Source organism: Sphingobium sp. RSMS, assembly GCF_005406185.4.
GTDB lineage: Bacteria > Pseudomonadota > Alphaproteobacteria > Sphingomonadales > Sphingomonadaceae > Sphingobium > Sphingobium fuliginis.
Map to the genome: position 1 here is coordinate 1,591,985 of NZ_CM191257.1, position 15,250 is coordinate 1,607,234.

General features: G+C 64.6%; 13 protein-coding genes and 1 tRNA gene. 7 read left to right on the forward strand and 7 right to left on the reverse strand.

All coding sequences use genetic code 11. The features are described from left to right. The first annotated feature begins 34 nt into the window (after positions 1-34). From dapB to EGM87_RS07385, 4 genes are all read left to right on the forward strand, one after another. The gene (gene dapB / locus EGM87_RS07370; protein WP_044662447.1) at positions 35-799 is read left to right on the forward strand and encodes a 4-hydroxy-tetrahydrodipicolinate reductase; all 765 of its coding nucleotides are present in this window, start codon (positions 35-37) and stop codon (positions 797-799) included. A 6-nt stretch (positions 800-805) separates the two neighbouring features. Further along, positions 806-1,456: an endonuclease III gene (nth, locus tag EGM87_RS07375; protein WP_044662448.1), complete on the forward strand. Its 651-nt coding sequence runs from the start codon at positions 806-808 to the stop codon at positions 1,454-1,456. 95 nt (positions 1,457-1,551) lie between these two features. Beyond that, complete coding sequence (locus tag EGM87_RS07380; protein WP_371873082.1) at positions 1,552-1,935, forward strand: hypothetical protein; 384 nt, start codon at positions 1,552-1,554, stop codon at positions 1,933-1,935. Positions 1,936-2,009: 74 nt separating this feature from the next. After that, positions 2,010-2,086, forward strand: a tRNA-Arg gene (locus EGM87_RS07385). Between the two features lie 14 nt (positions 2,087-2,100). Here the strand turns inward: EGM87_RS07385 and EGM87_RS07390 are convergent. The 4 genes from EGM87_RS07390 to EGM87_RS07405 form a co-directional block, all read right to left on the reverse strand. Continuing rightward, on the reverse strand, positions 2,101-2,586 hold the full coding sequence (locus tag EGM87_RS07390; RefSeq protein ID WP_044663168.1) for a methylated-DNA--[protein]-cysteine S-methyltransferase: 486 nt from the start codon (positions 2,584-2,586) through the stop codon (positions 2,101-2,103). Between the two features lie 81 nt (positions 2,587-2,667). Further along, the gene (locus EGM87_RS07395) at positions 2,668-4,068 is read right to left on the reverse strand and encodes an efflux transporter outer membrane subunit (RefSeq protein ID WP_044662450.1); all 1,401 of its coding nucleotides are present in this window, start codon (positions 4,066-4,068) and stop codon (positions 2,668-2,670) included. Between the two features lie 5 nt (positions 4,069-4,073). Continuing rightward, positions 4,074-7,250, reverse strand: coding sequence for an efflux RND transporter permease subunit (locus tag EGM87_RS07400; RefSeq protein WP_044662451.1), 3,177 nt, complete (start codon positions 7,248-7,250; stop codon positions 4,074-4,076). Between the two features lie 3 nt (positions 7,251-7,253). Beyond that, on the reverse strand, positions 7,254-8,414 hold the full coding sequence (locus EGM87_RS07405; protein ID WP_044662452.1) for an efflux RND transporter periplasmic adaptor subunit: 1,161 nt from the start codon (positions 8,412-8,414) through the stop codon (positions 7,254-7,256). 118 nt (positions 8,415-8,532) lie between these two features. Here EGM87_RS07405 and EGM87_RS07410 point away from each other — a divergent pair, with 118 nt between their 5' ends. Next, positions 8,533-9,120 (forward strand): TetR/AcrR family transcriptional regulator, encoded by a 588-nt coding sequence (locus EGM87_RS07410; protein WP_025549192.1) that lies wholly within the window; start codon positions 8,533-8,535, stop codon positions 9,118-9,120. 131 nt (positions 9,121-9,251) lie between these two features. Beyond that, positions 9,252-9,416: a hypothetical protein gene (locus EGM87_RS07415; protein ID WP_165363355.1), complete on the forward strand. Its 165-nt coding sequence runs from the start codon at positions 9,252-9,254 to the stop codon at positions 9,414-9,416. A 13-nt stretch (positions 9,417-9,429) separates the two neighbouring features. Here the strand turns inward: EGM87_RS07415 and EGM87_RS07420 are convergent, their stop codons facing one another. The 3 genes from EGM87_RS07420 to EGM87_RS07430 form a co-directional block, all read right to left on the reverse strand. Continuing rightward, complete coding sequence (locus EGM87_RS07420; protein ID WP_044662453.1) at positions 9,430-12,321, reverse strand: M16 family metallopeptidase; 2,892 nt, start codon at positions 12,319-12,321, stop codon at positions 9,430-9,432. Between the two features lie 136 nt (positions 12,322-12,457). Next, complete coding sequence (locus EGM87_RS07425) at positions 12,458-13,843, reverse strand: DEAD/DEAH box helicase (protein WP_025549191.1); 1,386 nt, start codon at positions 13,841-13,843, stop codon at positions 12,458-12,460. A 249-nt stretch (positions 13,844-14,092) separates the two neighbouring features. Continuing rightward, positions 14,093-14,563, reverse strand: a complete 471-nt coding sequence (locus EGM87_RS07430; protein ID WP_025549190.1) for a pyridoxamine 5'-phosphate oxidase family protein — start codon at positions 14,561-14,563, stop codon at positions 14,093-14,095. 114 nt (positions 14,564-14,677) lie between these two features. Here EGM87_RS07430 and EGM87_RS07435 point away from each other — a divergent pair, with 114 nt between their 5' ends. Further along, the gene (locus tag EGM87_RS07435; protein WP_025549188.1) at positions 14,678-15,250 is read left to right on the forward strand and encodes a NifU family protein; all 573 of its coding nucleotides are present in this window, start codon (positions 14,678-14,680) and stop codon (positions 15,248-15,250) included.

A 15,250-nucleotide genomic window follows, 5' to 3' on the forward strand; every position in this document is an offset into this window, starting at 1 on the left:
CATCGGCCATCCGACCTTCCAGGGAATGAGGCTGATGACAAGGATCGGGATTTTCGGAGCGGCTGGCCGCATGGGACGCGCCATCGCGCAGGTCGCTCAGGAGGCTGGGCTGGAAATCGCCGGAGGCACCGACCGCGGTGGCGCGGGAGAGCTTGCCCCCGGCATCGCCATCACTGCCGATCCGCTTGCCCTGGCCGAGCAAAGCGACGTGCTGATCGACTTTTCCGTGCCCGCCGCCCTGTCGGCCCATCTGGACGCCTGCATTGCGGCAAAGAAGCCGATCCTCATCGGCACCACCGGACTGGAATCCGCGCACCATGCGCTGATCGACGAAGCGTCAAGGCAAGTCCCGATCCTCCAGACCGGCAATACCTCTCTGGGCGTCAACCTGCTGGCGGCGCTGGTGGAACAGGCTGCGGCGCGCCTCAACGACGATTGGGACATAGAGATCGTCGAAATGCACCATCGTCATAAGGTCGATGCGCCTTCCGGCACTGCGCTGTTGCTGGGCGAAGCCGCCGCGCGCGGGCGCGGTATCGCTCTTGCCGACCATAGCGAACGCGGGCGCGACGGCATCACCGGCGCACGGGCCAGGGGTGCGATCGGCTTTGCGGCATTGCGCGGCGGATCGGTGGCGGGCGACCATCAGGTGATCCTCGCGGCCGAGGGCGAGCGAATCGAAATCGGCCATCGCGCCGAAAACCGCGTCATCTTCGCGCGGGGCGCGGTGAAGGGGGCCCAATGGCTGATCGGCCAACCCGTCGGCCGCTACGACATGAAGGGCGTGCTGGGCCTGTAAACGCCGATGAAGAAGGACCAGATCTTCGATTTCTTCAGCCGCCTCGCTGAAGCCAATCCGGCGCCCCGAACGGAGCTGGAATATGGCAATGTCTATCAGTTGCTGGTCGCGGTGGTGCTTTCCGCGCAGGCGACGGACGTGGGCGTCAACAAGGCGACCCGCGCGCTCTTCCGCGATGTCCACACGCCACAGCAGATGGTGGAACTGGGCGAAGAAGGCCTGAAACAGCATATCAAGACCATCGGCCTCTTCAACGCCAAGGCGAAGAACGTCATCGCCCTGTCCGAAATCCTCCTGCGCGATTTCGGCGGAGAGGTGCCGCAGGATCGCGATGTCCTGACCACCCTGCCCGGCGTCGGGCGAAAGACCGCCAATGTCGTGGTCAACACCGCGTTCGGGCAGGAAACGTTCGCGGTCGACACCCACATCTTCCGTGTCGGCAACCGTACCGGCCTAGCGCCGGGCAAGACGCCGCTTGCCGTCGAACTGAAGCTCGAGAAAAACGTTCCCGGCCCCTTCCGCCGCGATGCCCATCACTGGCTGATCCTGCATGGCCGCTATGTCTGCAAGGCGCGCAAGCCCGAATGCTGGCGCTGCATCGTGGCCGACCTCTGCCGCTTCAAGCCCAAGACTCCCGCGCCCGGCACCAGCCCCTGATTATTGCGCGGTTCAGCCGCCGCGCGGTAGAAGGATCGACAGGACGGATGACAGGCTCCCGCGACGTCATCCGGACAGTCAACAGGAGAGACGATATGTCTGCCCCCCTTATCCGCCAATTCGCCCTGTCCGCGGCACTCGCCTGCACGGCTGCCCCCGCCCTCGCCGGGAAGGCTCCGGACAATCTGGTCCCCGCCGGCAAGCCGGTCGATTGCGTTCAACTGAATGCGATCCGCTCCACCGAGGTCCGCGACGACAGGACCATCGATTTCATCATGAACGGTAACAAGGTCTATCGGAATATCCTGCCGATGAGTTGCCCCAGCCTGGGTTTCGAGCGGCGCTTCCTCTACAAGACCAGCCTGTCCCAGCTCTGCTCGGTGGACATCATCACGGTGCTCTATCAGACTGGCGGATTGCAGCGTGGACCGAGCTGCGGCCTCGGGAAATTCCAGCCGATGCAGAAAATGGCGAAATAACTTTGGCCTGAGGCGATTTTGATGCTGGCGCGAGCGATTGGGCTTTGCTAAGCGGCCCTTCGCACCAGCGACACGCACCCATAGCTCAGCTGGATAGAGCGTTGCCCTCCGAAGGCAAAGGCCAGAGGTTCGAATCCTCTTGGGTGCGCCATTTTCGAATGGATGTCAGAGAAATTTTCTCTCCAGACCAAGCAGATAGCTTTTGGCCTTCAAGCCGCCTGCAAAGCCCGTCAGTGCGCCGTTGGCGCCCACTACCCGGTGGCAGGGCGCAATGATGGAAATCGGGTTGCGCCCATTGGCGGCACCCACTGCGCGGCAAGCGGACGGTCTCCCGATCTGACGGGCAATATCGGCATAGCTGCGCGTTTGTCCAAAGGGGATGGTCAGCAGCGCGGTCCAGACGCTTTTCTGAAAATCCGTGCCGTTGAAATGCAGCGGCAGGTCGAACGTCTCCCGCTGCCCGGCGAAATATTCATTCAGTTGCCGTCCCGCTTCCTCCAGCACCGGATGATCGCCCCTTTCGGTCCGCTGCCCCATGGGCACCCGCCGGGGATCGTCATCCTGCCACAGGACCGCCGCCAGCCCCGCCTCGCACGCGACCAGCGTCAGTTCACCGACGGGCGATGCCAGCGTCCGATATGCATAAGTCATGCCCTGTCCTTTCAACCCTTTGCCGACGCCAGCATGGGGCATGACATGCATGGCCGCCTTCCCGCCGCTTGCGGTCAAAGATCATTTCAGGCCGCCACCCATCGCGCGATACAGTTCGACCATGTTCGCGGCGCGCGCCAGCCGTGTCGCCAGCAGGCTCTGTTCGGCATTATAGAGCGTCCGCTGCGCATCCAGCGTGGTCAGGAAGGGATCGACGCCGGCGCGGAACCGCGCTTCCGACAGGCGATAGCTTACCCGCGCCGCATCCCGCAGGGATGTCTGCGCCTCCATTTGCTCCGTCATCGTGCCGCGCCGGGCAAGCGCATCGGCGACTTCGCGGAAACCCGCCTGCACGCTCTTCTCATAGGTGGCGACCATCGCGTCATAGGTGGCCCGCGCATAGCGCAGATTGCCCCTGTTCCGGCCGAAATCGAAGATCGGCAGGCTGGCGGACGGCACCACCGACCATGTGTCGCTGCCCGACTTGAACAGATTGGACAGGCCAAGGCTCAACGTCCCGAACGCCGCAGTCAGGGAGATATTCGGGAAGAAGGCCGCTCGCGCCGCGCCGATATTGGCATTGGCCGCCAGCAACTGATGTTCGGCCGCCATGATGTCCGGGCGTCGCAGCAAAGCCGTGGAAGGCAGGTCGGCCGGCAGGTTGGAGAGGGTGACGTCGCCATCCGGCATCGCCGCCGGCAAGTCCTCCGCCGCCACCGTCATACCGGTAAGCAGGTTCAGCGCATTCTGGTCCTGCGCCACCAGGGTCGTCGCCTCGGCAATGTCGGACCGCGCCCGGTCATGGCTGGTCTGCGCCTGCCGCACTTCCAGTTCCGACGCGATCCCCTTGGCGAAGCGGGCCTTGGTGAGGTCCAGCGTCTGGCCGAAGGCTTTTTCCAGATCGCGCGCAATCCTCAACCGCTCCTGATCCGCCGCCATGGCGAGCCAGGCGTTAGCGACCTCTGCGACCAGCGCGGTCTGCGCCGCATTCCGGTTCTCGACCGATGCGAAATATTGTTCCTGCGCCGCCCTGCTGAGGTTGCGCACCCGGCCGAACAGGTCGATTTCCCAGGCCGACACGCCCACGGACGCCGAATAGATGTCCATCCGGCCCGTCCCGACCTGCGAGAAGGGCGTGTCCTGATAGGTGGCGCTGCCGCTGGCGTTCACAGTGGGAAATATGTCCGCCCGCCGCACGCGATATTGCGCCCGCGCCTGCTCGACATTGGCAAGGGCGACACGCAGGTCGCGATTATTGGCCAGCGACGTCTCGATCACCCGCGCCAGGCGGGGATCGACGAAGAAATCCTTCCAGGCCGTATCCGCCGGAACGATCGCCGGCCCTTGCCCAGCCGGATAGGCCGGCCCCTGCGGGCTCCCCCCCGGCACCGGCAAGGCAGGGCGCACATATTTGGGCGCCATGTCGCAGGCCGCGAGCGTCAGCGCCAGAGCAGCCGCCGAGAACGGCTTCATCTTGTTCATTATCCTCATGCCTCCTGCGGACCCAGCCGGGCGCCGCCCTCATGCCCGCCTTGATCCTTGCCATGATGTTCGCGGAACAGCCGCTTCACGACGGTGAAGAAGACCGGCACGAAGAAGATGGCGAGCACCGTCGCGGACAGCATGCCGCCGACCACGGCCCAGCCTATGGCGTTCTGGCCGCCTGCGCCCGCGCCCTTCGCCACCGCCAGCGGCAGCACGCCGAAGACGAAGGCGAAGCTGGTCATCAGGATCGGCCGCAGGCGCAGCTTGCCCGCCTCCAACGCCGCCCGCGCAGGTGGCAGCCCCTCGCGCATCTTCTCCTCGGCGAATTCGACGATCAGGATGGCGTTCTTGGCCGACACGCCGATGGTCGTGATCAGGCCGACCTGAAGGTAGATGTCGTTGTTGAGGCCGACCAGCATCGCGGCGACCACCGCGCCGAACACGCCCAGCGGCACCACCAGCATCACGGCGATGGGCACGGACCAGCTTTCATAAAGCGCGGCGAGGCACAGGAACACGATCAGCATCGACAACGCATAAAGCGCCGGCGCCTGCCCGCCGGAGGTCTTCTCCTCATAGGAAATGCCGTTCCATTCATAACCGACGCCTGCCGGCAGCTTGGCCGCCATTTCCTCCATCGCCTTCATCGCCTCGCCGGTCGAAACGCCCGGCGCGGGCGCACCCATGATCTGCATCGACGGCACGCCGTTGAACCGCTCCAGCTTCGCCGGGCCATGGGTCCATTCGGTCGTCGCAAAGGAAGAGATCGGCGCCATCGCGCCGCCGCTTCCCCGCACATGCAGCACGCCGATCGAATCCGGCGTGGTCCGGAACGGCGCATCGGCCTGCACATAGACGCGCTTCACCCGGTCGCGGTCGATGAAGTCGTTGACGTAGCTGCTGCCCATCGCCGTGCTGATCGTATCGTTGACGTCGGACTGGGCGATGCCCAGCGCGCCCGCTGCCGCCTGATCGACGTTGAGCTTGAGCTGCGGCGTATCCTCCAGCCCGTTGGGGCGCACCTGCGCCAGCCGCTTGTCGGCCATGGCCATGCCCAGCAACTGGTTGCGCGCCTCCAGCATCCTGTCATGGCCCAGCCCGGCGCGGTCCACGAGCTGAAAGTCGAAGCCGGTGGCATTGCCCAGTTCCTGCACGGCGGGCGGCACGAAGGCGATCGCCATGCCTGCGGAAATCCGCTGGAACGCGCCATTGGCGCGCAAAGCGATGGCGGACACCTTGTTGTCGGCGCCCTCGCGCTGCGACCAGTCCTTCATCCTGACAAAGGCGAGGCCGACATTCTGGCCCTGGCCCACGAAACCGAAGCCGGAGATGGTGAAGACGGCGGCAACATTCCGCTTCTCGTCCGTCATATAGTGATCGCGCACCTTCGCCAGCGTCCGTTCGGTCTCCTCCAGCGTCGACCCGGTCGGGAGCGACACCTGGTTGATGATGATGCCCTGATCTTCATCGGGCAGGAAACCGCCAGGCAGGCGCAGGAAGACCAGCGCCATCCCCGCGACGATCAATGCATAGACCAGCATCGTGCGGCCCCAGCGCCGCTCGACCTTCTCCACGGTCGCGCCGTATCGCACGACATTGCGGTCGAAGGTCCGGTTGAACCAGTCGAAGAAGCGGCCGAAGCGCGACCCCAGCGGGCCGGTCCAGACATGGCTGTGCCCCCGGGGACGCAGGATCGTCGCGCAGAGCGCGGGCGTCAGGATCAACGCGACCAGCACCGACAACACCATGGCGGACACGATGGTGATGGAGAACTGGCGGAAGATCACGCCCGTCGACCCGCCGAAGAACGCCATGGGCAGGAACACCGCCGACAGCACCAGGCCGATGCCGATCAACGCGCCGCTGATCTCGTCCATCGACTTCTTCGCGGCTTCCTTTGGGCTAAGCCCTTCTTCCTGTATGATGCGCTCGACATTCTCGACCACGACGATGGCGTCGTCGACCAGCAGGCCGATCGCCAGCACCATGCCGAACAGCGTCAGCGTGTTGATGGTGAATCCCGCCGCATAGAGGATCGCCAGCGATCCCAACAGCACCACCGGCACCGCAATGGTGGGGATCAGCGTGGCGCGCCAGTTCTGAAGGAACAGGAACATCACCACGAAGACGAGCAGCGTCGCTTCGAACAGCGTGTGGATGACCTGCTCCACCGACAGTTTCACGAAGGTCGAATTGTCTACCGGGAAGTCGTATTTGACCCAGCTCGGGAAGGTTTTCGACAGTTCGTTGACCCGGTTCTTCACGCCTTCCACCGTATCGAGCGCATTGGCGCCCGGCGCCAGCCTTACGCCGAAGCCGGCGGCCGGATGGCCATTGAACCTCGCGCCGAAGCTGTAGCTTTCCGCACCCAACTCGACCCTGGCGACATCCGCCAGATAGACGACCGATCCGTTGCTGTTGCTGCGCAGCCGGATCTGCCGGAACTCTTCGGGGGTCCTGAGGCGCGACTGCGCCGTCACGGTTGCGTTCAGCGCCTGGCCGCGGGGCGACGGCGTGCCGCCGATCTGGCCTGCGGAAACCTGCGCATTCTGGGCGCGTATGGCGGATTTGACGTCGCCGGTGGTGACGCCCAGATTGGCCATCTTATAGGGATCGAGCCAGATGCGCATCGCATATTGCGCGCCCAGCAACTGGGTATCCCCCACGCCGTCGACGCGGCTGATCGGATCCTGCAGGGCGGAAGCGACGAAATCGCCCGCATCCTGCTGATCATGAATGCCGTCATCGGCATAGACGGCCATGATCATCAGGAAGGTCGAGGTGGATTTGGTGACGCGCAGCCCCTGTTGCTGCACTTCCTGCGGCAACAGGGGGGTGGCCTGGGCCAGCTTGTTCTGAACCTGGACCTGCGCGATGTCGGCATCCGTTCCCTGCTCGAAGGTCAGGGTGATGGTGAGGTTGCCCGCCGAATCGCTGCTGGACGAGAAGTAGCGGAGATTGTCGATGCCCTTGAGCTGCTGCTCTATGATCTGCGTCGTCGTGCTTTCCAGCGTTTCCGCATTCGCGCCCGGATAGGTGGTGGCGATCGTCACCGCGGGCGGCGCGATCTCCGGAAACTGCGCCACGGCCAGCGAGCGCAGGGCCAGAATGCCGGCCAGCATGATGACGATGGCGATGACCCATGCGAAGATGGGCCTGTCGATGAAATAGCGGGCCATGACTTAGTTCGCCCCGCCGGCATTCGCCTGCCTGCCCGCCGTCACCTGCTGCGGCGCGCCCGGCTTCACGACCGTTCCGGGCCGCAGGTTCACCAGGCCCTCCACGACCAGCCTGTCTCCCGCCTTCAGCCCCTTGGTGACGATCCACTTGTCGCCAATGGCCCGGTCCGTTTCGACCTGACGCAGTTCGACCTTGTTGTCCGCACCCACCACCATGGCGGTGGCCCGGCCCCGCGCATCACGGGTGATGCCCTGCTGCGGCGCAAGGATCGCCTGGCTGCGTTGGCCCTCGACCAGCCTGGCCCGCACATACATGCCGGGCAGCAACAGGCCGTCCGGATTGGCGAAGGTCGCACGCAGCGTCACCGCGCCCGAACTGGGATCCACCGTCACCTCGGAAAATTGCAGACGCCCCTCGATCGGATAGACGCTGCCATTGGGCAGCAGCAACTGGACCCGCGCGCCGTTAGCGGCACTTACGCCGCCTGCCTTCATCGCCTGTTTGAGGTCGATGATCTGCGCGGCCGACTGGGTCACGTCGACATAGACGACGTCGGTCCGCTGGATCGTCGCCAGCGGGTCGGCCTGTCCTGCCTGCACCAACGCGCCCGGCGTGAACAGGGAACGGCCGATCCGCCCGGAAATGGGGGCCCTTATGCGGGTGAAATCCTGGTTCACCTGCGCGGCCTGCACCGCCGCCCGCTGCGCGGCGACATCGGCGCGCGCCTGCTGCGCCGAGGCGGCGGCATTGTCGGCCTCCTGCCGGCTGACGGCGTTGATGCCGACCAGTTCCTTGTAACGCTGCGCCTGCAGTCCCGTCGCCCGGATCGATGCCTGCGCCCGAGAGAGCGCGCCCTGCGCCTGCCCCAGGGCGGCGCGATAGGGCGCATCCTCGATCTCGTAGAGCAATTGGCCCGCACGCACCACGGCGCCTTCGGTGAACAGCCGGCGGCGGATGACGCCGCTGATCTGGGGCCGGACCTCTGCCGTTTCCACTGCGGCGATGCGGCCGGGAAGCTCGGTCGTCAACGGAGCGTTTTCCACCGTCAATTTCACCACACCGACCGCGGGCGGCGGCGGCGCAGGCTGCTGCTGCTGGCCACAGGCGCCCAGCGCAAGGGCCGACGCGCAGGCGAACAGTCCGACAAAAATCCCCTTTTGCATCGGTCGATGCTCCGTTTCCACTGGTGGCTTCAATTGGAATGAACGTTCATTCCGCTTGCGCGGCAGGTAGGAACATGCCACAATTTGTTCAAGAGTAAAAAAGACGGGACGAAGATTTTTGGCTGCATTGCAACATGAACGGAATGCCAGGGACCGCATATTGGATGCGGCCCGCGATCTGTTCGCCGCCAACGGTTTTCATCAGAGCGCGATGGCCGAACTGGCTGCCGCGGCGCATGTGTCCGTCGGCCAGATCTACCGGCTGTTCAAGGGCAAGGAAGACATTATCGAAGCGATCGTGAATAGCGATACGCGCGAACGCGAAGCGACGATCCTGAGCTTGCAGAACCGTCTCGAGGCAGGGGAGATCAGCATAGAGCGGACCTTCGAACTGCTGCTGCTGGAGGTGATGGACAACCCGCACGAGGCCCTGTCCTTCGATATTCTGGCCGAGGGATTCCGCAACGCGCGGGTCGCGGGCACGATTGCCGACATGTGCAACGGCCTGCGGAAATCCCTGGGGGATTTCGCCTGCGTCGCAAACCCCGGATTGTCAGGCGAAGCGCTGAAAAGCGCCGAAGAAATGATCCTGGCCTGTTTGTTCGGGTTGGGCCATCGCAGCCTGTCGGCACCGACCATCAGCGCTGAGCGTACCGCCAAATGCGCGGCCTTCATGATCGTCGCCGCGCTTCGCGCCATGGACTGAAGGCGCGGGCTTCGGTCCGGCTCGGCTTCCGGTCAGTCTGCCGCGTTGCAGCAGAAATGCCTGAAATCAGCCGCAACTTTCGGCCGCCGGAAACATTCCTGCCCCCAAATCGTTCCCCCGGGAGGCAAGAAATGGGTATCAACATGTCGTTCGACCGCAGCTATTTCGAGGCGCGGCTGGACCGCAATCGCAGGCTGGCCGCCCGCTCCCGCAATCCGGAAATCCGCGCGATCCACATGGAATATGTGCGGCTCTACAGCCAATTGCTGGAACAGACGGAGCGCGTCCCGGCCTGAGCCGCCGGTCCGCCTATTTGGCGGCGACGCCATCGGGCAGCACCACCGCAGACCAGCTCTTGCCGAGCACCAGATATTTGGCCGCCAGCGCCCGAATATCGGTTGGCGTGACGGTCAGCATGTCCTGCGCCATGGTCTGCATCGCCTGTACATAGCGCGGGTCGTGGGTAGCGCCCTCCATCTGGTTCATCCAGAAGGCATTGCCTGTCCCTGCCCGCATCAGCAATTGCCGCATCGGCGCGACGGCGCGCTGCAATTCGTCCTCGCTCACTAGATTTTTGACGAGGTCCGCCGCCGTGTCCTTCACCACGCCGTAGAAATAACGGACGCGATCCGGGCGCACCTGGCTCGTCACCAATATGTAACCGCCGCTTTCATAGGAAAATGGCCAGTTGTTCTGGACGCTGGGCGAATAAGCCGCGCCTTCGGTCGAACGCAGCTTGTCGAACAGCCGATCGTTGAAAATCTGCGTCAGGATCTCAAGCTGCCGCGCTTCCTTCGTCAGTGCGAACCCGCCTGCCGTGGGCCATGCCATGACCGCCGCCGCTTGCTCCTTGTCGCCCTTGTGCCGCAGGATCACCGGGCTTTCGACATGGGCGGGAAAGCGCATCAGCTTGTTGGCGGCGGGAACCGGGACATCCGCCCGCTGCGGCAGCGCACCGAAGGTCGCCGCCACGGCTGCAATGGCATCGTCCGCCTTCACCTGTCCGAAAATCTGTATCTCGACGGGCCCGGATGCCAGCAGCGGTTCCCATGTGGCGCGAAAGGCTTGCGGAGTCAGCGCGTCGATCTCCGCCCGCGAAGGCGTGCGGAACCGCACATCCCTGTCGTGCAGCAACCAGTTGAGGTCCCGCGCCAGCACGGAATCCGGCGCCCGCTCCATCGCGTCATAGGCGACCCCTGCCCCCGTCTTCACGCGCGCGATCGGCGCGGGGTCCCATCCCGGCGCAAACAGCTTGGTCGCGAACAGCAGCAATTGGTCCTTATAATCCGCCGGACGCGTTACGGCCTGCATTTCAAAGGCGTCGTCGTCGATGGCGAAATCCATCCCCATGCGGCGGCCATTGGTCAGGTCATCGAGTTCCCGCTGGCCCAGCTTCCCTATTCCACTCGCCACCAGCGCATAATCCGCCGCCCAGCCCGGCACGGGCCGGGTCGGGGAAAAGGCCTGCTGGCCATGACCGAAGCGGACGTTGATCCGCACCTTCTCCGTTTCCGCATCATTGGCGAACAGGGTCAGCTTGACGCCGTTGGAGAAGACAATGCTTTCCATCCCCGGCAGGCCGATGGGCGTACGCGAAACGACCTTCCCCGGCGCGCCGAGCTTCGGCAGGTCGGCCATGGTCACAACCTTGTCCGCCAGCCGCGCGTTGGTCGCCGCCTTGACCGGCGCGGCGACAGCGGCGGCCAGCTTCGCGTCGACGCCGGGCTGGACCTTGCCAGTGATCAGGTGCGCGCGGAAGACGCCGGCGGAGAAGAGCCGCCGGGTCGAATCCAATATCTTCTGCGGCGTCATGCCCGTCTTGCCGGAGCGGAAGATGTCCAGCGCCGCCTGCGGGCTGACCGTGGTTTCGCGAATGTCGACCGCGCTCACCAGGTCGCTCGCCTGCTTGGCGCCCGCCTCCGTATCGGCATTCTCGACCTGAATCGCGAGTGCGGTGTCCATCTGCGCATATTCGCGGTCGATCTCTATCTGGCTTGGCGGCGCGGCCTTGGCATCCTCTATGATTGCGCGCACGTCGCCCAACGCCTTTTCCCAATTCTCGCCCGTGGGCACGATGGTGACGAAGGTGCCATCGGCGGACCGGCTGACATCCTGCTGATCCACGCTTGCCTGCAGGAAGCTGCCGCCGCTGCGCGCAGCCTGTTCCAGACGGCGGCTGATGATCTGCAGGGCCAGCATGTCGGTCAGCTTGTCCTGATTGTAGACGATGGTGTCGGCATGCGGCTTCCACGGGCGCAGCCAGGCCATGGTAAGGCCGGTGGGCGCGCCGGGCTCCACCGTCACCCTGGTGGCAGGGGCCCTGGGGTCGGGCTCCCCGAAATCGGGTAGCGGCGCGCCCTTTCCGGGGACGGTCCAGGAGCCGAAATTATCCTTGATCAATTGCTCGGCCATGGCCGGGTCGATGTCGCCCGCAATCGAGATCACGGCATTTTCCGGGCGGTACCAGCGCTGGTGAAAAGCTTCCATCTTCGCCGCCGTGACGGCATTCAACGTTGCCACCGTGCCGATGGGGCTATGATCGGCCAGCGGCTGGCCAGCGAAGAAATGCCGTCTGGTCGCATCGGAAATCCGCATCTGCGGCCCGTCGCTCTCCCGCTTTTCCGCAAGGACCACGGCCCGCTCGGCATTCACGGCGCTCTCGACGATATTGGGGTCGGCCATCATGCCGGCGAGTATCTTCATGCTTTCGCCCAGGCTGGCCTGCGTCGCCTGCGGCAGGTCGAGCGCATAGGTGGTCCCGGTCGGCGTCGTCTGCGCATTGCTGTCGCTGCCGAAGGTGACGCCCAGCCGCTGCCAGATGCGCTTGGATTCCCCGTCGGGCACATGGCGGGAGCCGCGGAAGGTCAGATGCTCCATGAAATGGGCATATCCCAGCTCATCGGACTGCTCCATCAGCGAGCCGGCGTCGATCCGCAGCCGGACCGACACCTGACCCGGCGGCACGCCATTGCGGCGGACGGCATAGCGCACGCCATTGGACAGGGTGCCGAAGCGCCAGGCCGGATCGATCGGAACATCGCTGTTCTCGTAGAGCCATGGCCTGACCTGCGCCTTGGTAGAGCCCGGCGCCGTGGACGTGGCAGTCGGGTCCGTCTTCGCCCACAGAGGCGCGGGCGTTCCCGAAAGCAGCAGGGCAAGGACGGACAGCGAAGCGGCGGAACGCCGGAAGGAAAAGCTCATGGCCGCGCAGCCTAAAGAGATTTTCCTGAATGGCCACTGACAAAGAGGAAGGAACCTCATCTTCCCGCGAAGACGGGAATCCGGTCAAACGGCAGGACTGGGCTCCTGCCTTCGCAGGAGCCCATCATATCCAGGATTACCGCCCGCCGGTCTTCTGCACCGCGCCCTTATGCGCGCCGACATTGCTGCCGCCGCGACGGCGCCGGAAATTCTTCTTTGCCGGCTTCGCAGCTTCGCCATCCGGCCGATGCGCCCGTTCGGTATTGCCGCGCTGCTGCTTCTGCTGGTCCTGATAGCGGCGTTGCCCGTCGGCGCGCCGCGTCTTCTGCTCCGGGGTCTGCTCCCGACCCTTGCGCTGCGGCGCGGCCTTGGGAAGATTGCGCACCACCTCGACGAAATTCTCCGGCAGCGGGACGACGTCCAGCTTCACCTTGGTCGTCCGCTCGATGGCCTTCAGATAAGGCCGCTCGTCGTCCGCCACGAAGCTGATCGCAACGCCCTCCGCCCCTGCCCGCGCCGTGCGGCCGATGCGGTGGACATATTGTTCCGGCACATTGGGCAGTTCGAAATTGATGACATGGCTGACGCCCGACACGTCGATGCCGCGCGCGGCGATGTCGGTCGCCACCAGCAGCTTCACATGGCCATGGCGGAAGGCCTGGAGCGCGGTGGTCCGCTGCGCCTGGCTCTTGTTGCCATGGATCGCCACGGCCTGGATGCCCGCGCCCTCCAGAAAGCGCACGACCCGGTCGGCGCCATGCTTGGTCCGGGTGAAGATCAGCGCGCGGTCGATGTCTTCCTTCTGGATCGTCAGGTTGAGCAGCGCCTGCTTCTCCATCTGGTTGACGAAGGTCGCCTGCTGCCGGACCCGCTCCGCCGTGGTCGACTGCGGCGCGACGCTCACCTTGACCGGATCGTGCAGGAACTGGCTGGCCAGCGCCTCGATCTCGCCCGGCATGGTGGCGGAGAAGAAGAGGTTCTGCCGCTCCTTCGGCAGCAGCTTGGCGATGCGCTTCAACGGGTGGATGAAGCCCATGTCCATCATCTGGTCGGCTTCGTCGAGGACGAATATCTCGGTGTCCTTGATGGTGAAGGCGCGCTGGTCGATCAGGTCGAGCAGACGGCCCGGCGTCGCCACGACGATGTCGACGCCGCGCCCCAGCGCCCGGATCTGCCGGTTGATCGGCACGCCGCCGAACACCACCTCCACGGACAGCTTCAGGAAGCGGCCATAGTCGCGGAAGCTCTGCGCGATCTGCGCGGCGAGTTCGCGCGTCGGCGACAGCACCAGCATGCGGCAGCCCTGGAGCGGCGTCGGCTTGGGATTGCGGGCGAAATGGTCAAGGCTGGGCAGCGCGAAGGCAGCGGTCTTGCCGGTGCCGGTCTGCGCGATGCCGCACAGGTCCTTGCCCTTCAGCAGCACGGGAATGGCCTGCGCCTGGATCGGCGTCGGCGAGGCATATTTCTTGGCGGCCAGCGCCTTCAGGATCGGCTCGGCAAGGCCAAGGTCGGTAAATTGCATGGATGATAACTCACGAATGGGCCCCGGCGTCTTCCGGCAGGGCCGGGACGCAAGGCGGGTTACGAAACGACCCGCGTGAAAAGGGAAGCCTCAAAGCTTGGCGCAGACTTTCATTGGCCGGCCCCGATGCCCGTTCGGGCCGAAGCGATCACGCTGCCAATCGCTGGAAGGGGCGTGAAGCCCGCTGCTGCGTTGCAGCGCATATGGCGGGAATGGCGGGAAAAAGCAAGTGGCGGCGTTCGCCTCCCCCTACAACGTCACCTCCACATGCTTGCTCCGCATCTCTTCGCGCACGTCTCCGCCGAACATTTGCCGAAACATGCCGCCAAGCGACATGTCGGCACGCCAGATTTCCGCGCGGCCAAGATCGAAACGGAGCATCGTCAGATGCGGGTCCTGCCGTCCGCCGGGATACCAGCTCGCCACATCATGGGTCCAGTACCGGTCGATCACCGCCGGGTCCGTCTCCTCGACCAGGGTGCCGTCGATGCAGGCGAACAGGAAATGTCCCTTGCCTGCGAACTGGGCCATGGCCGGTCCGCCCCTGGCCAGCCGGTTCTCCCGCGTCGTATAGAACCAGAAGCAATGGTTCGCGCCGGGATCGAGCTGCGCCGTCATGGGCATACTGTGATCGGGCGACCCTCTCAACCCGACCATCAGGAACGGGCTTTGCGACAATTCCGTCCAGAAGCGATGGCGGATGTCGGCCTCATTGCTCATCTTCTCTCTCCCTTCGATCTCAGGCGGGACTCAATCGACGGCGCCAAGCGATTTGCGGGAGTCAATTTAGCACGAAAGCTTGATCTTGCGCAGTCTTCTCTCCACATAGCGCGCATGTTGATCGAGACCGAAGCGACGCCCAATCCGGCAACCGTCAAGTTCATTCCCGGCCGCGTGGTCATGGGCATGGGCACCCGCGATTTCGCCACACCGGAAGAAGCGGAGGCTTCGCCGCTGGCCGATGCGCTGTTCGGCCTGGGCGACGTGACGGGGGTCTTTTTCGGCGGGGACTTCATTTCCGTCACCATCGCGCCCGGCGCACAGTGGAGCGATGTGAAGCCGGACATCCTTTCGATCCTGCTCGAACATTTTTCCGCCAACATGCCGCTGTTCGCGCCCGGCTCGGCAGGCGAAATCTTTGTTCCCGAGGAGGAGGAATTTGCGGACGATCCGGAAGATGAGGAGATCATCGCCCAGATTCGCGAGCTGATCGACACCCGTGTCCGGCCGGCCGTGGCCAATGACGGCGGCGACATCATCTATCGCGGCTTCGACAAGGGAACCGTCTATCTGCGCATGCAGGGCGCCTGTTCCGGCTGCCCCTCCTCCACGGCGACGCTGAAGAACGGGATCGAACAACTGCTCAAACATTATGTGCCCGAAGTGACGGAGGTCCGCGCCGTCTGA